The sequence below is a fragment of the Chryseobacterium sp. JK1 genome, assembly GCF_050632815.1.
GTDB lineage: Bacteria > Bacteroidota > Bacteroidia > Flavobacteriales > Weeksellaceae > Chryseobacterium.
Genome location: NZ_JBODRU010000001.1, coordinates 2,238,558 through 2,260,679, shown reverse-complemented (window position 1 = coordinate 2,260,679; position 22,122 = coordinate 2,238,558). Strand labels below are relative to the sequence as shown.

Here is a 22,122-nt window from a genome sequence, read left to right as displayed (position 1 = left end):
TTCTAAACTATTTATAGATTGCTAAATATCATTAGCTTTCAGATTGTACGTAAACACCATTAAATTGTTAATACCTGCTTTTTTTCTCTGTTTAATTTTACAACATGAAAAAAACAGGAAAAAAAGCAGCTATTGGATTTATATTTATAACGTTGTTGATTGATATTACGGGTTGGGGAATTATACTTCCTGTGGTCCCTAAACTCATTGGAGAACTTATCAACAGCGACCTTAGTGAAGCGGCAAAATATGGAGGTTGGCTTGGCTTTGCTTATGCTATTACGCAATTTATATTTGCACCTGTAGTGGGTAATCTCAGTGATAAGTATGGGAGACGCCCAATTATTTTAATTTCTCTTTTCGGATTTGCTATAGATTACGTACTATTAGCACTAGCGCCTTCTATTAGGTGGTTGTTTTTTGGAAGAATCATTGCCGGTCTTACTGGGGCTAGTATTTCAACAGCAAGTGCATATATCGCTGACATATCCACCGATGAAGATAGAGCTAAAAATTTCGGCTTAATCGGTGTAGCTTTTGGATTAGGGTTTATTATAGGTCCTGTAATAGGTGGTTTGCTTGGCCATTATGGAGCAAGAGTTCCTTTTTATTTCGCTGCTATATTATGCATGGTGAATTTTCTTTACGGCCTGCTTATACTACCGGAAAGTTTAGCAAAAGATAGACGTCGATCATTTAGCTGGAAACGTGCAAACCCTATTGGAACAGTTAATTTTTTGCGAAAACAGTCAAAAATATCAAATCTCGTCATAGCTTTAATTTTGGTTTATGTTGCTCTCCACGCCGTACAAAGCAATTGGCATTTTTTTACTATGTATAAATTTAATTGGACAGAAAGAACTGTGGGCCTATCGCTTGGTTTGCTTGGTTTATTGCTTGGCTTAGTACAGGGAATTCTAATTAGGTGGACAACTCCAAAATTAGGAGAACATAAAAGTGTATTTTTGGGGTTGCTATTTTATGCATTAGGTTTAATGCTTTTTGCATTTACTAATCAAGGGTGGATGATGTTTGTTTTTCTCGTTCCTTATTCCTTAGGTGGAATCTGCGGACCCGCACTTCAGTCAATAATCAGTAAAAATATTCCTGCAAATGAACAAGGTGAACTGCAGGGAGCATTATCAAGTTTAGTGAGTGCTACCTCTATTTTGGGACCACCAGTGATGACTAACTTATTCTATTATTTCACTCATGATGAAGCACCATTTCAATTTTCAGGAGCTCCGTTTTTTCTGGCCTCCATTTTAATGTTTATAAGTGTAATTATTATATATTTTGCTTTTCGACAAAAAGGTGAAAAAGAAGCTAATGATTAAAAAAATGCAATAATGTGAAGAGATAAGGGTAAAGGTTAGTTATATTAAATTGGTACAATACAAACAGGATATATTCAACAAGCAGACGGGATGAACTCACTGGAAATGTTGCCTGGAAATAAAACAAATAAAAACCAAAAATACCGTAAAATAATCTCCGGTTTTTTGTTGCAATTCCACAGATCATATTTTATAATCTATAAACTTCAAAGCAAGATTTTTATCACTCTGTCCCTATTTTTGAATAAGTAGGGATTATGGTATTTAAATAAACCTTTTGTAAAAAGTTATTTGAATACATATTATAATAATATTTATTTATTTTTAAATAATTTAGCGACTAATATGATGAACAATATCATTCCTGATAATGAGTCAGGAAGACTAAAAAAAATAGAATTTTTCGATCTCCTGAACTTAGGCAAAGATCCTCAATTTGATGTTTTTGCAGAGACTGCGTGTCTCATTGCCGATTGTCCTGCTTCTTTAATTGCAATTATGAAAAGTGAAACGCAGACCATCCAAAGCTGTATAGGCCTTGAGATAGATTCTGTAGAACGCGAGAATACGGTTTGCCAGTATGCGATAGCAAGTGGAGAAGTAGTGATTATTAATGATACGCTTTTGGATGACAGATCCCGGAACAATCCACTAATTTTGGAAGGCGGAATACGGTTCTATGTAGGCATACCAATTATTGACGACGAAGGTTTTGCATTAGCAACAATCTGTGTGATTGATTATGAACCCCGAACCATATCAGACAGGCAGATTGCAGCACTCAAAAAGCTTTCAGATGTTATTTCTAACCTTCTGATGGTAAAGAGAAAGACAATTTATGCAGAATATTTTCAACAACTCTTCAATATATCCAATAATCTAATCTGTGTTTTAGATGACGAATTAAAGTTTAAAGATTTCAATCCGGTAGTCGAAAAAGTATTTTCATTAAATAAAGCAGATGCAGTTGGACTGGGTTTCAATCAGGTTTTCGGTGAAGGGAGTAAAGAACTTTCAAAGCTTAAAAATCTTACGAAAATTTACCAGGAAGTATCTTTTACGACTTCTACCATAGTTTATGATGGCAGTTCTGTCATTGTAGAATGGGTTTTGAAACCCAATCAGGAACTTTCTGAAATTTTTTGCTTCGGAATCAATATTACTGCACAGACAGAAGAAAAACGTCAGTTGGAAAGCTCAGAGAGACGTTTCAGGAGTTTCTTTGAAAATGCTATCGGTTTGATGAGCATGCATGACATGGAGGGAAATATTATCGCTGTTAACGAAAAAGGAAGAGAAACACTTCATTATTCTGCAGATGAGGTAAAAAAATTAAACCTTAGAGATCTTGTTCCTGAGCATAATTGGCCTTCTTTATACCAGTACCTTGATAGGATTAATAGAAACAAAGAGGATTTCGGAACGATGATTCTTAAGGGAAAGAATGGAGTAGAGCAGATCTGGATGTACCACAATCTTGTTGAGATAGATAAAGAAGGCAAATCTTATATAATAAGCACAGCATTGAATGTCACGGAAAGAATGACTTTAGAGAAAGATTTGATTCATACCAAAAAAATGCTGGAGCAGACAAGTTCTGTAGCTCAAGTTGGAGGTTGGGAAGTCAATTTGAAAAAAGATACCGTATTATGGTCTCAAAGTACCAAAGAAATTCATAAAATTAGTAATGATTTTCAGCCTAATTTAGAAAATACTATCGGTTTTTATAAAGAAGATAGTAGAGAAAGAGTACAATTTTTATTCAACAGAGCGGTAACAGAAGGAATTCCGTATGATGAAGAATTTCAACTGGTACGTAATGATGGTGTTACAATCTGGGTAAGGGTAAAAGGAATCCCGGAATTTGAAAATGGAGTTTGTAACAGGGTGTATGGGATTATTCAGGATATTGATGTATTTAAAAATATGTTTCTTGATATTGCTAAAAAAGAGGCAATGATGCAGTCGTTCGTTACTTATGTTCCGGTTGCCGTGGCGATGTTTGATAAAGATCTTAATTACATTTCTGTAAGCAGCAGATGGATAGATGAATTCAGAATGGATGAGAATGATATAATCGGAAAGAATCTTTTTGTGGTATCACCAAACATTCCTGAAGAACGAAAAGAAATTTATCGTGCTGCTTTGCAAGGTAAAATTTATATTAATGAAGATTTTGCAATTAGTGTTGATGGCAAAGAAGAAATTCAGCATTTCGACCTTAAGGTGGGGCCATGGTATCTTTCAGATAATGAAATTGGAGGGGTAATTGTTTCTGTACAAAATATTACCAATTCTGTAAGCACCAATGAAGAGCTTAAAAATGCAAAAAAAATGGCTGACATCGCAAGCAAGGCAAAATCAGAGTTTCTTGCTAATATGAGTCATGAGATACGCACACCTTTAAATGGAGTGATTGGTTTCTCTGATCTTCTTTTGCGAACTCCTCTCAACGATATTCAGACTCAATATCTTAATTATATTAATGAATCGGGGGAAAATCTCTTGAACATTATTAATGATATTCTGGATTTTTCTAAAATAGAATCAGGTAAGATGGAACTTCTTATAGAGAAAAGTGATGTTTATGATATGGTAAGTCAGGTTATTAATGTCATTCTGTATCAGTCTCAGAAAAAAGATATTGAACTTCTTCTTAATATTGAGCAGGGACTTCCAAAAACTTTATTACTTGATGAATCCAGATTAAAGCAAATCCTTATTAACCTCTTGGGTAATGCAGTAAAGTTCACCGAACAAGGTGAAATTGAGCTGAAAGTGGAAAAACTCCGCATGGATGATAGAAACATTGTTCTGCGATTTTCTGTAAGAGATACAGGAATTGGTATACCTGTTGAAAAGCAGAAACATATATTTGATGCTTTTACTCAGGAAAATAGCTCTATCAGTAAGCGTTACGGAGGAACCGGTCTCGGTCTTACCATTTCAAACAATATTCTTGGATATATGGGAAGTCATTTATCATTGATCAGTATGCCAGAAAAAGGTTCTGTTTTTTTCTTCGATATTGAAATTCCTTACGAAATATCCGAATTGAGAGAAGAAGGTGATCTTAGTATAAAAAAAGTGCTTGTGGTAGATGATAATGAGGCAAACAGAATCATTCTTCAACACATGCTTATCTATAAAAATATAGAATCTACACTGGCTGCCAACGGAATGGAGGCTTTGCAGATATTGCTTAAAGGGGAACGTTTCGATGTGATCTTAATGGATTATCATATGCCAGTAATTTCCGGTTTGGAAACAATTGATAAGATCAAAGAGTTATTTAGTCAACGGAATGAGACTTCACCATTGGTCATTCTTCACACTTCTTCGGAGGAGCATGATGTCCTTAATTCTTTCCGTAAGGAAGATAATTCTTATTTTCTTCTGAAGCCTATTAAGTCTGATGATCTTTATAAAACACTTAGACGTGTAGATCAAAATACCGTGACAGAAGCGGCTGTTCCGGAACATTTTGAAAAAGACCAGTTTTCTTTTATGAATGAGCTGGAAGTTCTCTTAGTAGATGATAATCCGGTGAATATGGTTCTGAATAATAGAATGATGAAATCACTTATACCTGGCGTGCATCTTACAGAAGCAGTCAATGGTCTCGAAGCTTTGGAAGAATGTAAGAAAAAAGATTTTTCTATCATTCTTATGGATGTACAGATGCCAATAATGAACGGTATAGAAGCTACACAACAGGTCCGCCTCCTGCCTGCTTACAAAAACGTACCCATTATTGGGGTAACAGCCGGAAACGTTTTGGGAGAGAAAGAAAAATGTCTGGAGTCGGGAATGACCGATTTTCTGCCTAAACCTTTGCGACAGGGAGATCTTTTGGAGATGCTCAAAAAATATATTGTTATTAAAAAAGATAAAGATGTTGAAGCAGATGTTGAAATATTACCCGAGAAATATATCAATATGGATATGCTGAATGAGCAGATTGGAGGTGATGATGAATTCAAAGAAATCTTTTTAAACCTTGTGATTAACGAGCTTACACAGACCGTGAATAATATTGTTGGCGCCGCCGCAGTAAACGATGCAGACTCTGCCAAAATAATCCTTCATAAGCTTAAAGGCACCGCCGGAACTGCAGGTCTTTTCAGACTTTCAGACTCTGCGCTGAAATGGGAGAAAAAAGCTGATGAAAATATAGATTTTTCAGCGATGGAAAAAGAAATAAAAGAAGAAATAACAATAGGATTAGATCTGATAAAAAATGTACTAAAATAAAATCAAAAAGTTAGGTAAGAATATAATCTCCTTGATTTTGTGATAAGCAAATTCAAAAGAGAGGAATATATCTGATAGCACGGGAGATTCGTGAGCCTGGCTTCTGCCGATCTCACAACCTCCGGTTCTGTCAGTATAAAATGATATTTAACTAAAAATTTGCTGAAGATAGCGGAGTGAATCATCTTTTTGTGAGGTAAAAGATCCCGCAATTCTTCGGGATGACAAAGTGGGAAATAATAGATTGTTTACTGATTATACAACCTGAGAATCTCCACCAATTCAGGCACAGACCGTATTTTTAGCTTCTCAAACAGTCTGTTTTTATAAGTGCTGACTGTTGATGAATGGAGATTCAGTTGATTAGAAATTTCTTTGAGGGGAAGACCTTCTGCAATCTTATTGGCAATTTGCAGCTCGCGGTCTGACAGTGCTTCAAAGGGTGAATTTTTTGTCTCACCATTCAATGATTCTAAAAACATTGCTTCTTTTATGCTGTCACTTGCATACCGGCCGGTAGTTAGCATCTTCGTTAAAGCTGTTTCAATTACTGCAGTGGAGCTTTGTTTGCTTAGATAGCCCCCGGCACCCATTCTTAAATAACGCACTGCGTAGAGCTCTTCATCCTGAGAAGAAAATATGAGAATTCTTAAGTCGGGTTGGTGAATTTTTATGTAATCGATCGCTTCCTGAACAGAACCATTAGGCATATTAACGTCCATGATGGCCAGATCCCATTCTTCTTTCGAAATTGCTTTGTACAGCGATCTATAATCCTCTACTTCTGAAATTATAGCTTCAGGTTGGAGACGTTTGATGGTTTGTACCAATCCCATCCGGACGATGCCATGATCGTCTGCTACAATAATACGAACGTTTACTTTTAAACCCATCATTCTATTAATTTACTTAAAAAAAGGGAAACTGTAGTGCCTTTATTTTCAGCGGAAATGATTTGGATGTTTCCACGCATCAAGGATACAAAATTTTTAACAATTTTCAAACTTAATCCAACGCCTTTCTCGCCAGAAGTTCCCTGGAATATCGGGTTGTCAAAAGAGAAGATCGCAGATACATATTTTTCAGCCATTCCCGTTCCAAAATCTATGACAGAAAGTACGGTCTGATCGCTTTCTGTAGCTTCCTGAAGGTAGATATCTTGCCCGGGAAAAGAGTATTTCACCGCATTATTAAAAATTTTGTCTACAACATATTCAAGTAATACGCGATCAGTGGTAAGAGATGTATTGGGATCTCCCTTAAAATAAAATTTAATATTCTTTTCTTTCAATTGAGCAGCATATTTTTCTTCGAAATGGTGAAAAAGATCAATCACCAGCATTTTCACAGGCTTAATCTTAAAGTCCCCGTATTGTGTTTTTAACCAGGCCGTGCTGTCCTGAATGGTTTGCATATTCTTTCGTGCATCGCTTTTTACCTGCGGCAACAAGTTGAAAAAATCCTCTTCATTGATCATCTTATCTTCCAGCGCTTCTATAAGCCACAGAAAATTTCCAAACATTTCTTTTGAATCATGAGACAATATCGAGATCAGACCGTTCTTAAAACTGATTTCGTTTTCCAGTCTTTCGATTTTTAATTGTAGTTCGTTGATCACGTCATTCATACATTCTGTATTAATACTTAAAAAATCCGGCCTTCTGGCTTGCAGAAACTGCTCTCTTATAAGTAAGAATCCCTTCTGGCAGTGCAATAATAGGTATTTCAGTACATTTTTCCAAAACTCTTATTGTTTTGGTTGCTTCCATGCTTTTTTAGATAAGGCTATAAATCTCCATAGTCATAAGATCATGGCTCTCTTTTTGGCATTTTCAATCGTTTTAATGCCATAATTTGCTTCGAATAATAAATTTTTAGAAATAATATTATTTAAATATGTTTTAATAAGAAGTAAAATTAATAGTATTGTAAGAAGCAATTAAAATTTTTATTAGTGCTTGCTCACTTCATGTGCTAAATTTTGTTTTTGCTTCAGTTTGTCTTTTAAGGAGGACAACATCTGGTATATCTGTGATGTATAATTGGGCTTTGCAATTTGATTTTCCATTTCCAATTTGCCACATGCGTCTGTCAATTAATGCCATCGGAAGAGCTATACAGAACAATTCACGGCGCTACATGATGAGCGCTGTGAATAATATATCCATTTCCTAATGGTTTCAATGCTGTCCGATAACCGGACTCTGCTGATCCGTAATAATCATGTCAAAATCAGACTTGTCCATGCTGAGGATAAATCTGATTTTGATATGCAATGCTGGAAGTGAAAAAATAGACTGGCCTTTCAGCGGCAATATGCATTGTACAAAGCTCCATGTTGATCATCTTAGAAGCAGCAGAGTTTGAGGAGTATTGTCAAATTGCCGTAAAGCTATAATACACATTGATAGAGTAGGTGGTATTTTCTTTACCTACCAAACTTTGGGCACCCGCCGCTGGTATGGTATATCTCATGTTCAATCCCCGGTCCAAAACTGGTGTTCCGTTAAAAAGTATTTTTTGCGGAGTTTTGGATAAGGGAGCATTTACAGAACTTCCATCCACTCCAATTTGTAATAGGTTGGAATTGATGTCGGTCTGAAGACCGCCTTTCTTGAAATAATTTTCGTCCGATTTCACATACAGTTCAAAATTCTCATTATTGGACAATACAATCTGGTTTGGAATCGTTTGTGACTGACCATTAGTATACTGGGCAGCTGTATTAAAATTGAAATTTACATTTCGCCCGGAGCTGGGAATGGTGATTTCCGACAGAGGAAGCACCTTTAGCTGAACAGCAGTATTTTGCAAACTATTAATTGAGTTATCTGTACTTCTGGCATTGAAGTTCAGTTCAAATGTATAAGTTCCGGCTTCAAAAAAAAGGGTTTTGAAATCTTCTGCAGACACATAAAGCTCTGGACTGAAGTTGTTTCTGTTTCCCGCTACAACATTGAAATTAGTGGCGGAGAAATTCTGAAAATCACCAGATAAGGCTTTGGTCGTAAGTGTAGATCCATTACTGCCCAATTTAATGGCTGCTATGTTTCGGGTTCCAGGAACACCTTTAGAAGAAGTGAACTGAATATTTGTGGCAGCAGTTTTCGCCCATAAATTAAAATCAACGGTATGCGCAATTTCCGCATTATCTAAACTCAACACTCGCGTGCCTGCAACTCTGTAGTCATTTAAAGAAGATATTTCTATGTATTTTGTTAAAGATGTTGTGTTCCATTTGATGGATGAAGGAATGGTTAAAATTGCTTTAAAGTTACGTGGCGTGAAATCATTATAATTTTGACTGATATCCATGGAGTAATTCCCGGCTCGGTAAGCATTGGCAGCAAACTGTGCGGCTGGAATTTTAAATATAAAATTAATATTTCCCCGGTTGAATCCTCCCGCAATACTGATCGATGGTGGTTCAAACCATTTTACAGCGCTCGTACTGAACGACTGAAAACCGGGTAAAGAACCTGAAAATCCAGTAGCTGGAAGCTGGCCGCCCATACTTTCCAACTGCCACAGAAGAATGGAACTGGGTAAAGTAAATGCGGAAGAGGTGTGTGTAAAATTGGGCCCGGACACAGAGGTAAATGTAGGAGCTGTTGGCACCAATCCAAAAAAAGTATAATCCCAGTTTGTCCTGTTGGCGTTTACCATTACTCTGGTAGGCACTGAGGTAAATTCACTCCTGTTAAAAATATTATTTTCAGGAATCGATAGGTACATATCCTGAGCTTTCGTTGCTGTAGCCCCGCAGAACACCATGAAAATTCCTGTTAAAAAAGCCTTCATCTTTTTCATACGTCTAAATTTAAAACTTTTTTACCTTAATGGTAGTGTCTTTCTTTTTGTATTCAAAAATAACGGTTTCTGAATAACCATCTTTTGTTACCTTAATAGTTTGGATGGGTTTTGTATAGCTGTATTTATCATTTTCAATATAGAGATCGTATTTTCCATCTTTCAGGAAAAACTCAAACTCATTTTTTTGGTTAACCACTGCAGTATAGATCTTACCATCTTCACTTTTTGCGTACACCAGGATTCCCGTTACATCCGTTTCCACCACATCGTATGCTTGTCTGATCTCTGTTAATTTCCCTTTGATTCTGATGTTTTTTACCAAGCCTACTTTGCGGTTGATGTTGTTATTCACCATAATTACAGGATCCATCATCAATTGAGCCCCTGCACTTTCGTTTACTTTTAGGGTATACATACCTTCAGGCACATTCTGAAAAACTACTTTTCCATTTTTATCGGTTAATGCAACAAAATTGTCCAGTTTTACTATTTCATTGGCAAGTACCGATTCACCAGTCTCCAGAAGTCCATTGAAATTTTTATCTTCAAATAACTGTAACGTCACTTTATGATTTCCCAGAGAGGTCGCTGCTGTAAAATATTTTTTAATTCCGACTCTAAGCTGGTAATAACTGCCACTGGTTACATAATCAGCCGTAGATTTATAACCTGAAAAATTAAAATAACCTGTGCTGGACCAGGAAGGTGAAATCTTATATTCCAGATTACCGCTCACATTACTGTTTAAGTTTTTATAAAGTTCCGAATAGGAAGCTCCTGCTGAAAAAGATCCGCTCAGATGATTATTCATCATCTGGAAATTATACGAGGCATATAAATTATAGTTGGCGAAATTACGGTCTGCAGCATTGTAGTAAGAATTTAAATCAAATACACTTGTTGCATTCCACTGGGCAGTTCCGTTAAGGGAGAAGGATTTATACCTGTAAGACAAAGTTGTTTTCAGGCTGTTGAACCATTCTTCCCTGTTATTAGCTTTTGAATAAGAATATTCCGCCGTCCAATTCAATCCGTGAGCACCCAGTACAGCACTTATGCTGGTCTCCAGTCGGTAAGAAAAAAGTTCCTGCGATGCATAAAAATTGGCTGTTTTCTGCTTTTCAACCTTTGGAGCCAGTAGAAAATTCCACTTCTTTAAAGAAAACTGATAACCTAATCCCAAAGCTTCTGTACTGTTGAAATAATAACGCAGATTAGCGGTATTCCCAGGTTGTATGGGAGCATTCTGAAAGCTCAGGAACTCGGGATCTACCTGCGAATCCTGATATTGTATAAAAGCACGCTGAGAATTAGATAATTGGAGGCCGATTCGCTGATTTGAGATAAAAGATCCTCTTTTAATCCCTGCATAACTTTTGGTCGCAAAGGAATTAATAGATTGGATATCCCATTTCCCTATTTTCCCTTCGTAATTGGCTCCCATTAAAGCGCCTGTGTTTTCATCTTTGTTCGAAAGGCCTTTCTCGTTGCTCAATCCTACCTCTGTGCGGAGGATGTGTTTATCGCTAATTAAAAATGATGCTGTCCCGTTCGTCACTTGTGTATCTACGTTGAAGCGAGGATCATGGTCGAATATATAAGACACTTTCCCATTGAAAGATTTGGAATTCCCGAAACTATATTTTGCTCCCGCCATGGTAGATCCTTTTGTTTGTTGGAAATAAGTACCATATAGGTTATAATTATTTTCCAGTGCAAGAATTTCAATCTGGTTATTTTTACCAAATTGGGTAGCAACTTTCCCACCTCTTCCGAAAACCGGATAATCGTAATCGTTGCTATTAACATTTCCTACTCGTAATACTGTCTTTTTTCTCTCGACTTCCAGCCAGGTGTCATACAGGTTATAACGACCGTCAAGATAGTAATCCGCACCCACATTGAAGCGCGATTTCAAATTTTCGTTGATCCGAAACGCTGTGTTTCCCCTCAATTGAAGATAATCAAAACCAGAACTGTTTTCATTATAGCTGATTTCAGCAAAATTACTTCCGCTCACCGCTTCGTTTCCCCGGGCAATTTGTCTGTTGTGTGATAAAATAACCAGATAGAGCGTATTGCTTCCGACGATTTTATTATCAAGCATGTCTGTAGCGGTTGCATTAATATTAAATTCCGGATAAAGAGTATTCTGTTTTCTGACTGCAATTTTGATCTCAACCGTTTGTTTTTCTAAACCTTCCAGAGATACGGTTTGTTGCCTGGGCATCATTTCCAAGCCATCGGGAACTGATTGCAAATCAATCCTAACAGTTCGTTTACTATAGCCCTGGTTTTCTACAATCAGAAGAATTGAGGATTCGGGCGTGCCAGGATTAATAAAATTTTCGTACGTGGCCGTATAAATTGCGATGTTCTTGTTCTCGTCTTTTTTAACGAAGAATGACGAGCTTTCAGTGCCGGTGACCGTTGGGGTAGTGTACGAAACCTTGAATTTGATCTCATTAGATCTCAGCTTCATAAAATCCACATTAGCGATTAGTTTCACAGGAAGGTTTTTAGACTGACCCGCACCTAAGGTAAAGGTGTTTTTGGGATAGAAAAGCAATCCCGGATATTGTTCCTCCGGTATGATATTCTGAATGTTAATCTCTTCGGAACTTTTATTCTCAATAACCAGAAAATTAGTAAAAGTAGAACCCTTCTCAACAGCTACACTTTCATTTTCAAAATGAATTTGGATATCCTTCTTTTCCTGCGCAAAGGCTAATGAAAAGTGCAGGAGAGCCAATGCAAAAAATAAGATGGTTCTTCTTAGGATTGATATCGATATGCCACTCTGTTTCAAGACTTAATTTTAAAATTTAAAGTTTTTTTCGCCTACACGTAAATCATTGGATTCTGCCATTTTAATAATAGCCACGCCAAGAAAGTTTCCTGAAATGTTGTCTGGTAAAGAAAATTGAACGGTTTGGTTGGTATCCGGAAGCATGGAGATGGAAATTGAAGGTAATTTTATTTCCTTGCCACTATCGGTGTCGGTGAGTTCAAATGCAACGGTGGCATCATTGATGGTATTTCCATCATTATGGATGCTTACTGCGACTTTTCTGTTCGCTGCCTTGTCATTATTCACCTCTGAAATATTGGTAATATCCAAACTTTTTACATGGTTCCCCGGTGGTGTATAAAAGATGTGAAGTCCTACCTCAAATAAGGTGATAATACCAATGCCATTTTGAATACGTGCCTTATCTGCCTGCTGAGGAAGCTGGGTGAAAAACAACATGCTGTTTGTAACAGCAGACCTGGATGCGTTTGCAGGAATCTGCATGGTCACTACAATTTCTTTCGTACTTTTTGCAGGAACTGTAACAGCGTTTTCTAAGGTGGATATCCAGGAGGCATTGGACGTTTTTGAACTGCCTGCATCAAGATACACCTTATTTCCATCTTCTTCTCTCACCCAATCTTTATAGTTGAGATTAAAAACATAATCCTTATCCGAACTGTTTTGAAGCGTCACAGTCTGTGTCACTTTTTCACCAGGATTACCGGTAAAAAATAAGCGTGTCGGAGACATAGAAATACTTTGTGCCAGGATTGAAGAAGACCCTGTGAGGATAACGAAAATGAAGAGATGAATAAACTTGCGCATGTTGTAAATTGTTTAAAATAAAAGATTCCTAAAACTACTGAAAACGTAACAAAAGGAACCTTTATAAACTAAAAAAAAATATTATAAAGCAGTCGCAGTATAAGTTACTGTTTGCGTGTAAGTTCCTGCTGGTTTACCTAAAATGTCAGACGAAGATGATTTCGCTGCTGGAATGGTGTAGTCCAAATTCAGTGTTAATGCGCTTCCAAGCGGAGCGTTTGATACCAGCGTTTGATCGGTTGCAGATAAAACAACAGCGTTTTTTGTACCTCCCATAGTTCCGGCAGCTGTAGCTGCTTTGATGGTCAAAACATTTACAGGGATTACGTTGGTTCCATTCATGAAATTAGCACCTCCCGCTTTTACTTTTACATTAAAGTTCTTCGTTGAAGTAACTTTTAAAGAATTGGCTTTAGTAACGGTTTGATCAGAGTTATAATCTGCTGCAGTAGCATAGTTAAAGTCAACCGTATTACCAATTGCAGTACTTCCCGCGTCAATAGAGATTACATCGTTCAGGGTGATATTTACCGTTGTGGTTGCAGTGGTATTTTGAGCCTGAACATTGTTAGTTCCCAGTATAACGGCTCCGATAGTTAAGGCTGCGATGGCGATTTGTTTTTTCATGATCGTAATATTTAAATTTTATTTAATTGTTTTCTTTTGTATACTGCAAATCTACAGCAGCGTTAAAAGTTTCTTTGTAATGGAAAATGGATGTTGATGTAGTAAAATCACTACAGGATTGTTAATTTGGCTTACACATAAAAACCCTCAACACCGGTACAATGTTGAGGGCTTATATAATTGTTGTGTTTTTTTTATAAAGCGGTTGCAGTATAAGTTACTGTTTGCGTATAAGTTCCGGCTGGTTTACCTAAAATATCGGACGAAGATGATTTCGCTGCTGGAATAGTGTAGTCCAAATTCAGTGTTAATGCGCTTCCAAGCGGAGCGTTTGATACCAGCGTTTGATCGGTTGCAGATAAAACCACAGCACTTTTTGTTCCGCCCATAGTTCCGGCAGCTGTAGCTGCTTTGATGGTCAAAACATTTACAGGGATTAAGTTGGTCCCATTCATAAAATTAGCACCTCCTGCTTTAACTTTTACATTAAAGTTCTTCGTTGAAGTAACTTTTAACGAGTTGGCTTTAGTAACCGTTTGATCAGAGTTGTAATCTGCTGCAGTAGCATAGTTAAAGTCAACCGTATTACCAATTGCAGTACTTCCCGCATCAATAGAGATTACATCGTTCAGGGTGATGTTTACCGTTGTGGTTGCAGTGGTATTTTGAGCCTGAACATTGTTAGTTCCTAATATAATTGCTCCAAGAGATAAGGCCACGATTGCGATTTGCTTTTTCATGATCATAATGTTTAATTGTTGTTTAATTATACTGCAAATCTACAGTGGCTATAAAAGTTTCTTTGTAGTGGAAAATGGAAGTTCATGTAGTAAAATCACTACAGGACTATTTATTGGGTGTAAATAGAAAAGCCCTCAACACTTCCAAGGTGTTGAGGGCTTATATAAAATTGCTGTTTGTTTTTTATTATAAAGCTGTCGCAGTATAGGTTACCGTTTGCGCATAAGTTCCCTTAGGTTTTCCCAGAAGTACCTTAGATGCTTTTTCTGCCGAAATAGAATATGCAATATTTAAAGATTGTTTTGCTCCAGAACTTGCATTACCTACCAGGACCTGATCGGTTGCGGATAAGGTGATCTCATTCAGGGTTCCCATTAAACTTCCCCCCGGTATTGCTTTTATCTGTAATATATCTACTGGAATTACGTTGGCGCCACTTACAAAATTTGGGCCCTCAGATTTTACTTTTACATCGAAATTTTTGGAGGAGATAATGACTAAACTATTGGGCACCGTCACCTTTTTTGAAGAATTATAATCTGTTGTATTCACATAATTAAAATCTACAGTGCCTTGTGATGCAACAGTACCTATATCCATTGAAATAACATCTGATAACACAATATTGACGGAGTTACTAACTTGATCAGAATTTTGTGCCAAAACCTGCTCAGTTTCTAAAGCGATTGCTCCTAGAAACGACATCGCGATAACAATTTGTTTTTTCATGATAGAATAAATTTAAAGGGTAATACAATGTTGTCATTCAAAATTAAGCTCTACTTACAAATATCATTAAATCAAATCTAGCACCTTTATCTGACATGACCAAGGCCTTTATCGTTATTATTGATTAACTCATTGCGATTACATCATTATATTAAAAATATTTTTTTCTGCTGATGAAGGTGTATGACGATAGGCTTTTTTACTTAAAGCTTTGCAGGCTTCCTTTACTAATGTTCAAAAGCTGGTATACCTCCTGATTATTCAGTCATCTGTTTTTATGATAGTTGGATGGGTATTGTGAAGCCTAGCTCTGAAAGCAATTTGTTAAGCCCCTCAATTTCTTTATTCAGGGCTTCGCAGGCATTATTTTCCATAGGTAAAACTATCCTGATTGCTCATGATCGACTTTATTTAATGACTTGATGAACTACCAATTTGTACACCGATCTTTCCGTAAAAATCCGGATCATTATCTCTGAATTCAAGCAGTCTGTGTGCCTTACCTATTTCTGACAATTGGAAAACAATGTTCAAGACAGGCTTTAATTTTCCAGACTCTATCAGCTTCGTTAGTTCATCTAATTTGTTCCTATTCTGCCTTGTAAATACAAAATGATAAGTAGCATTTTTGCCCCATGCATGAATTAGATTTTGTGGGATTTCAATATCCACTAGGGTCACCACCTGTCCCATTTGATTTAAAATATTTCCGCTATCGGAAAGAGTATTACCTCCAATCGTATCGATGACAACATCTACGCCTTTATTATTTGTCAACTCTAAAATGGTATCAATATAGTTTTCTTTTTTATAATCAATAATATGGTCTGCTCCCAACTCTTTGAGAAATTCATGGTGAACGGTTCTGGCTGTCGTATAAACAGTTGCACCCATGGCTTTTGCTAATTGAATCGTAGGTATTCCTACACCTCCTGCACCTCCATGTATCAATATTGTTTGATTGATCTTAAGTTGGGCTCTTGTGTAAAGCATTTCCCAGGCAGTTCCTGCTGCTAAAGGAAACGTTGCTGCTTCCAAATGACTGATGTTTTTCGGTTTGATACCGATTATTGATTCCTTGGCAACATGATATTCTGCATAGCTTCCATATCCATTGAAAATTTCGGGAGTATAATATACTTCGTCACCAATTTTAAAGTTTTTGACACCCGTCCCAATCTCCACAATAACGCCCGACACATCATGTCCTGTGATTACCGGAAGCTGCAACTCATTTTTATAATCCCCTCTGCGAACCTGAAAATCCAATGGATTTACCGATGTGGCCATTACTTTTACCAGTACTTCATCAACTCCCGGTTTTGGGGTTGGAACGTCTAGTATTTCAAATTTTTCTACTGAGCCAAATTCGTTTAATACTGCTGCTTTCATAATGATTTTATTTCTTTAGTTATTTATATATTTAGGTAAAAATCTAAATTCTAGTTGAAAATTGTTTACTCATTATTAATCTTGAATTCATTCTTTCCTTTTTTGATAATGAAGATCGTAAGAAGTTGTTATTGTATTTCTGGTTAGTTTCTCTTGACTATAAAAATTTATATCAATTTATATTATGATAAGGAAACTTTGGCAAATGTTAATGAGTAAATTACCAATAGCCGATGCTAAAAAATCTTATTGGAGATTTTTTTATTCTCAAAAATTTTTCAGGAATATTAATTATATAATTAGGTAAATATCTAAATGCTGGTTGAAATTTTTTACAAATCCTCTCTGATGGATCTTGCTAATTCCTGTATTGCTTTTTCATTTCTCCTATAATAGGTCCATTGTCCCTTTCTGGTTGCAATAAGAATTTCAGCGGTCGACATTGTTTTTAAATAATCTGATACTGTAGGAACCGACATTCCGGCTTTTTGCGCAATATCAGAAACACAGACTCCTAATTCAGGAATATAATTACTTAATTCTTCCTTAGGAAAATGAGCGAAGGGATCTTTTAACCATATAAGGATATTCAGACGTGTCTCATTTGATAACGATTTGATGACCTCCAATAATTTCATACTCCATAAATTTTGTTTTGTAAATTTAGGTGTTTTCCTAAATCCCTACAAGTTTTCATTTGAATTAAATTTTTTACAATATCAAAGATATTTGTGCTAGTGTTAACTGTCCGGAGATTTTTTGAAGACATTTAGAAAAATAAAAGTAATGATGTCATTAAATCATTAACCGATCAGTTCAGGAAAAAATCCAGGTTTGATTTGGAGTAGGAGGAGAACTCCCGAATCTTTTGTAAAAGCCGTAAGTTTATGATTTCCTTTAATGGTCGCAATAATTGGTGATGAAACAGCACGTTTTTGTCCTTTGATCGATTTATACAGATAAGCAGGATATGGAACTGGTTTTGCCCCTGAACAGTTAAAAGTTTGTTTATATTCACTAGGTTATGAAGCTACAATTCATGGAGAAGCTGTTTCTGATTATTATTCTGGCTATGCAGAATTATGTACTAAAGCACTTATAGAAAGAGAATGGTATCCTGTGACAAAAGTTCAGTTCGATACTCCAGCTACTCCTCAAGGAGTTCTGATAATTGGCGGTTCGGAACAGGTTACAAAAGAAATCAATTTGAGAAATTACATTTAGGTAGCTATATTTTACTCTTATTCGAAATATTTGGTGGAGGATTTGGAAAGATTCACAGAAATAAATATTCCTATTCTGATAATTTTAATTAATTATTCTGACTACTATTCCTCCTAAGCTCTCGTTCTATCTCATCAATTTCCAATAAAGGAAGCTGATAACTTTCACTTATATATTTTAGAATATTTTCACTTGTTTTATCATTTACTTTTCTGATAAAAAGATAATTAGAAGATTTTAGAGTTTTGATGAGATTATCAGTATATTGGTCTTTATTAAAAAAACTTTTTTCAATAATTGCTCTTTTATCGTCGTTCACAATAATATCATTAAATAGGGTATTGAGAAGAACCGTCTGAAAAAATGATTCAGTTGGTAAAAGAGTATGAAGATAATAGTCTTCAAAATCCATTACCCTCTTATTATTGGTCAAGAAAAGACAGGTTTCTCTTGTAAAAATAAACCATTTCCCACCAATATAAGGGATAACTCCCTTCATGAAATCTCTTTTATATATTAATGAAGAGATTTTGTGGGTAAGCTCTGTAAAGTGATTTTGTATTCTCTGAAGTGTATCTGGCCTGTAAAACTTCTGATCGTAATAAAAAATATAGTTTCTTCCATTATTGACTGTAAGAAATTTACGTATAATATTTTGTGACTTAAGGGGGGAATCTTCACCGCTTAGATTGATAAAATAATCCCATTCATTGCTAACATTCAAAAGATATTCCATTGCATTAAGTTCAGCCTGAATCATACTAAACCCTCCAGCTACAATATTCATGCTTTCCAAAATATATACATTGGGAAAGTGTATTAAATATAATTGTATTTCTTCTGTAAATTCTGCTTTTGCCTTCCGGTCAATATGAATAAGATAAAATTGATCCCTTGTATAAATCTTCTGAAACATTTCTTTAAATACATCAGGTTTATGATGGATCATAATAAAATAAGCAATCCTCACCTGCGAAGCAGAATGTAGGTCTGAAGTTTGTGAATGGGGATGAGTTATAGGAAGTGACGTTTGCATAGGAGTGAAATTTAAAATCATCCGCACAGGCAAACAATTCAGTTTATGTGCGTAATCTACGAATATATTTTTGATAATCAGTTGATTAAATTGATTATGGCTCAGTTATTTTATTGTATATTTGCAAAGCACTTATAAAAAAGGTTTCTGCCTTTGCTATTCTGTAATAGTTTAAACTCACAATTTTTTCTTTCAGTCTTTGCTTTTTCAGCCACCCAATTATCAATCGTGTTTCTAATGTGAAATGCTATATAAATTTTTTCATCTTAGAATGATACGTTATTGCAGGCTTATTAATGATAATTACATATTAAGCTAAGCAAGGGAAAGTGATGAGAAAAGAAATTCTTTACTCATTCTATCATATACCAATTCAAATTCTAAAAACTGAATTTGCTTACAAAATATAGGGAAATGAGAAAATTATGATGAGTTTTAAAAGTTTAAATTTAATTAATCCAATAATCCGTGCTGTAACAGAATCAGGATATTCCAAGCCAACTGAAATACAGTATTCCGCTATACCGCATATTCTTGCCGGGAAAGATATTATAGGATGTGCCCAGACAGGAACGGGGAAAACGGCAGCCTTTGCAATGCCTATTCTGCAGCTGTTAAAAAAATATACTCCAGAACATAAAGAAATAAGGACATTAATACTTACACCAACTCGTGAGTTGGCAATACAGATTGAAGAGAGTTTTGCTGTTTACAGCAAATATTTACCTTTATCACAGCTTTCTATTTATGAGGGAGTTGCAGCAGGAAATCAGCTTGCCGCCCTTAGAAAAAGAGTAGATATTCTGGTGGCTACACCCGGCAGATTACTGGATTTGGTTAGTCAAAGACATATTGATCTTTCTAAAATAGAAATATTAGTTTTGGATGAAGCAGACAGAATGTTGGATACGGGATTTGTCAATGATGTCAAAAAAATTTCGAGGCTAATTCCCCAGAAAAGACAGACCTTGTTTTTTTCGGCTACAATGCCCGCAGGGATAAGGAAATTTGCGGAAACAATTCTGAATAATCCTGTAGAGGTTACTGTAACTCCAGTATCTTCAACTGTACAAATGGTGAAACAATCCGTTTATTTTGTGGAAAAAATAGATAAGACGGGTTTACTAATTGATTTATTGCAAAATGAAAATAATGCGCTCACTAGTTTTTACCCGTACGAAACATGTTGCCAATAAGCTTGTACAGCAATTGGAAGGAGTAGGAATTTTTGCAGCAGCAATTCATGGAAACAAATCTCATATGGCAAGAAGGCATGCACTTGATGATTTCAAAAACAGTAAGATTAAAGTGTTGATAGCTAGTGGTATATCAGCGAGAGGGATTGATGTTGATGATCTTCCTCATGCAGTGAACTACGAGCTTCCCAATATCCCGGAAACTTATGTCCACAGGATCGGAAGAACCGGTAGGGTAGGAATGGAAGGTACCGCTATTTCATTTTGCGATACCGATGAGCGGTTAGATCTTAAAAATATTCAAAAATTGATAGGATTCACAATGCCGGTCAGATCATTTTATAAATAAAATCTGTAGCGTTTACAGAAAGTACTAAATAATTTTTTAATAATAATTACAATGCAACAAGGCACAGTAAAATTTTTCAATGAAGCAAAAGGCTTCGGATTTATTTCTCCTATAGATGGGAGTAAGGACATATTTGTACATTCTTCAGGATTAAGCACAAGCGCAATCCGTGAAAATGATAAAGTCGTTTTCGATGTACAAAAGAGTGATAAAGGTTTAAATGCGGTGAATGTAAAATTGGCGTAATTAATCTTTAATATCATCTGTTTGAAATAAATATTATTTTCAATTTCAGTATTATATTTTTTTATTTTTTTACAATTCAAAGTCCAGTAACCTTTGGAGTTTGAAGTATATTGTTTGAAAGAACATTGGTGTAAGTTTAATTACTTTTTATTTTCATAATGTTCATTTGCCTCTCACAGTACGTGAGAGGTTTTTCAAGAAATAATTCTCATCAGCTTAAATACTAAGACATTCAACATGATTATTATTAACAATTTTATTGAATATAAAGCTTTGGAAGGACAAATGGTTGGTTTTTCTGAGTGGTACACAATAGACCAGAAGCAAATCAATAGGTTTGCAGAAGCGACTTTAGATGATCAGTGGATCCATATTAATGAGGAGAGGGCAAAAAATGAATGCCCCTTTAAATCCACTATTGCTCATGGTTATTTGCTATTAGCGCTAATCCCTTATTTATGGAAGCAAATTGCTGAGGTAAGGAACGTCAAAATGGAAATCAATTATGGGATTGAGAATCTTAAATTTGGCCAGGCCGTTCCGGTAGGGAGTGATGTGCAGCTACAGGCCACTGTAAAATCAGTGACGGATCTCAGAGGAACGGTAAAGGTAGTGGTGGAAGCGAAACTTTTGATAAGAAATTATTCAAAACCTGCTTATGTGGGAGATGTTATTTTTCTTTATCATTTTTTATAGTAAAAATGACAGACTAAAAAAGATTAAATTCTTGGAAGTTTATCGTTTGGATGGTTATTCTAAAATCTAATTAAATAACTTTTTCATATAAAATCATAGTGATCCAGTTTTATCACAAAGTAATGTTCAATTGTTTTTTGAGCTTTTTTGCACATTGATAAAAGATCATTTCTTGAGGTGTTGTCGAAACTAAAGTCATCATGGGTTTTCACGATATATTCGGTTACTATTTCAATATTCATTAAATCGAGGTCCGTTACATCGGTTTTCAACCTATGTTCTTCTTTGAAGAAAGGAATTTTACGGAAAATAGAATCGTTAAACCGAAAGAGATGTATTGTTTTCATTGCAAAAATATTTAATAAGATGAAAATTTAGTTTGAGATTTATTGTGAAGCTTATCTTTCATTTTTCTATTGATCCATCTTTTGGATAGGGTGATGGTAAGGGGAACATTCTACCTGAAAGTATATAAGCATAAAAGAGTAGAAGGTCTTGTAAACAAAAGGGATAGAACTGTCTAATATTCCATCCCTTTTTCCAGCTAAAAACTTTTGATAAATATCTCTTTTCATGGATTTTAGCTGTTCTTGAAACAATTTATGAAAGATTAATTTCTTTGATAATATTGAGAACTTCTTCACGGTTTTTTCTTAATCTGTTTCCGATTCTTTCAAGCATTTCCTTTTCTTTACCTTCTTCAAACTTCAGATCGTGATCCGTTAATGTTGAAAATTTTTCTTTCAGTTGCTTTGACTGCTCAATCCAGTCTCCAGGAGTTTTGAAAAATTTGTCGCCTTTGTTGTGATTTGTGTCCATAATGTGGATTTTAGTGTAACTTCATTGCTACAGTACAAAGGTGG

General features: G+C 35.6%; 18 protein-coding genes and 1 pseudogene. 5 read left to right on the top strand and 14 right to left on the bottom strand.

The annotated features are described in order from the left end of the window. Nucleotides 1-104 precede the first annotated feature (104 nt). Both ACQ76T_RS10290 and ACQ76T_RS10285 read left to right on the top strand, forming a co-directional pair. Complete coding sequence (locus ACQ76T_RS10290) at nt 105-1,337, top strand: TCR/Tet family MFS transporter (protein WP_431343205.1); 1,233 nt, start codon at nt 105-107, stop codon at nt 1,335-1,337. Between the two features lie 345 nt (nt 1,338-1,682). Then, a complete protein-coding gene (locus ACQ76T_RS10285) occupies nt 1,683-5,591 on the top strand; it encodes a response regulator (RefSeq protein ID WP_431343204.1) in 3,909 nt (1,302 codons plus the stop codon). A 248-nt stretch (nt 5,592-5,839) separates the two neighbouring features. Here ACQ76T_RS10285 and ACQ76T_RS10280 read toward each other — a convergent pair whose 3' ends face one another. The 12 genes from ACQ76T_RS10280 to ACQ76T_RS10225 form a co-directional block, all read right to left on the bottom strand. Then, nucleotides 5,840-6,484, bottom strand: coding sequence for a response regulator (locus ACQ76T_RS10280; RefSeq protein ID WP_431343734.1), 645 nt, complete (start codon nt 6,482-6,484; stop codon nt 5,840-5,842). Continuing rightward, nucleotides 6,484-7,218: a sensor histidine kinase gene (locus ACQ76T_RS10275; RefSeq protein ID WP_431343203.1), complete on the bottom strand. Its 735-nt coding sequence runs from the start codon at nt 7,216-7,218 to the stop codon at nt 6,484-6,486. Before ACQ76T_RS10275 ends, ACQ76T_RS10280 begins: the two co-directional genes overlap by 1 nt. Nucleotides 7,219-7,228: 10 nt before the next feature. Next, nucleotides 7,229-7,360: a hypothetical protein gene (locus tag ACQ76T_RS10270; RefSeq protein ID WP_431343202.1), complete on the bottom strand. Its 132-nt coding sequence runs from the start codon at nt 7,358-7,360 to the stop codon at nt 7,229-7,231. A gap of 607 nt (nt 7,361-7,967) precedes the next feature. Next, nucleotides 7,968-9,401, bottom strand: coding sequence for a hypothetical protein (locus ACQ76T_RS10265; RefSeq protein ID WP_431343201.1), 1,434 nt, complete (start codon nt 9,399-9,401; stop codon nt 7,968-7,970). A 10-nt stretch (nt 9,402-9,411) separates the two neighbouring features. Further along, a complete protein-coding gene (locus ACQ76T_RS10260) occupies nt 9,412-12,213 on the bottom strand; it encodes a hypothetical protein (RefSeq protein WP_431343200.1) in 2,802 nt (933 codons plus the stop codon). 9 nt (nt 12,214-12,222) lie between these two features. Then, nucleotides 12,223-13,023 carry a hypothetical protein gene (locus tag ACQ76T_RS10255; protein WP_431343199.1) on the bottom strand — a complete coding sequence of 267 codons (801 nt, stop codon included), beginning with the start codon at nt 13,021-13,023 and terminating at the stop codon, nt 12,223-12,225. A gap of 81 nt (nt 13,024-13,104) precedes the next feature. Further along, nucleotides 13,105-13,650 carry a peptidoglycan-binding protein LysM gene (locus ACQ76T_RS10250; RefSeq protein ID WP_431343198.1) on the bottom strand — a complete coding sequence of 182 codons (546 nt, stop codon included), beginning with the start codon at nt 13,648-13,650 and terminating at the stop codon, nt 13,105-13,107. A gap of 194 nt (nt 13,651-13,844) precedes the next feature. Beyond that, a complete protein-coding gene (locus ACQ76T_RS10245) occupies nt 13,845-14,390 on the bottom strand; it encodes a peptidoglycan-binding protein LysM (RefSeq protein ID WP_291938134.1) in 546 nt (181 codons plus the stop codon). 187 nt (nt 14,391-14,577) lie between these two features. Continuing rightward, entirely contained in the window at nt 14,578-15,096 is a 519-nt protein-coding gene (locus tag ACQ76T_RS10240; protein WP_431343197.1) for a peptidoglycan-binding protein LysM, read from the bottom strand. Between the two features lie 435 nt (nt 15,097-15,531). After that, nucleotides 15,532-16,512: a zinc-dependent alcohol dehydrogenase family protein gene (locus ACQ76T_RS10235; protein ID WP_431343196.1), complete on the bottom strand. Its 981-nt coding sequence runs from the start codon at nt 16,510-16,512 to the stop codon at nt 15,532-15,534. 332 nt (nt 16,513-16,844) lie between these two features. Further along, entirely contained in the window at nt 16,845-17,150 is a 306-nt protein-coding gene (locus ACQ76T_RS10230) for an ArsR/SmtB family transcription factor (protein WP_431343195.1), read from the bottom strand. A 674-nt stretch (nt 17,151-17,824) separates the two neighbouring features. Then, nucleotides 17,825-18,772: a beta-1,6-N-acetylglucosaminyltransferase gene (locus ACQ76T_RS10225; protein WP_431343194.1), complete on the bottom strand. Its 948-nt coding sequence runs from the start codon at nt 18,770-18,772 to the stop codon at nt 17,825-17,827. A 428-nt stretch (nt 18,773-19,200) separates the two neighbouring features. Here ACQ76T_RS10225 and ACQ76T_RS10220 point away from each other — a divergent pair. The 3 genes and pseudogenes from ACQ76T_RS10220 to ACQ76T_RS10210 all read left to right on the top strand — a co-directional run bounded on the left by ACQ76T_RS10220 (nt 19,201) and on the right by ACQ76T_RS10210 (nt 21,259). Further along, nucleotides 19,201-20,317: pseudogene (locus tag ACQ76T_RS10220) on the top strand (DEAD/DEAH box helicase). A 51-nt stretch (nt 20,318-20,368) separates the two neighbouring features. Further along, on the top strand, nt 20,369-20,563 hold the full coding sequence (locus ACQ76T_RS10215; RefSeq protein ID WP_065394328.1) for a cold-shock protein: 195 nt from the start codon (nt 20,369-20,371) through the stop codon (nt 20,561-20,563). A 237-nt stretch (nt 20,564-20,800) separates the two neighbouring features. After that, nucleotides 20,801-21,259 carry a MaoC family dehydratase gene (locus ACQ76T_RS10210; RefSeq protein WP_431343193.1) on the top strand — a complete coding sequence of 153 codons (459 nt, stop codon included), beginning with the start codon at nt 20,801-20,803 and terminating at the stop codon, nt 21,257-21,259. A gap of 83 nt (nt 21,260-21,342) precedes the next feature. Here the strand turns inward: ACQ76T_RS10210 and ACQ76T_RS10205 are convergent, their stop codons facing one another. Further along, nucleotides 21,343-21,606 (bottom strand): heme oxygenase, encoded by a 264-nt coding sequence (locus ACQ76T_RS10205; protein WP_431343192.1) that lies wholly within the window; start codon nt 21,604-21,606, stop codon nt 21,343-21,345. 253 nt (nt 21,607-21,859) lie between these two features. After that, nucleotides 21,860-22,078 (bottom strand): hypothetical protein, encoded by a 219-nt coding sequence (locus ACQ76T_RS10200; RefSeq protein WP_077415531.1) that lies wholly within the window; start codon nt 22,076-22,078, stop codon nt 21,860-21,862. Nucleotides 22,079-22,122: the final 44 nt, after the last annotated feature.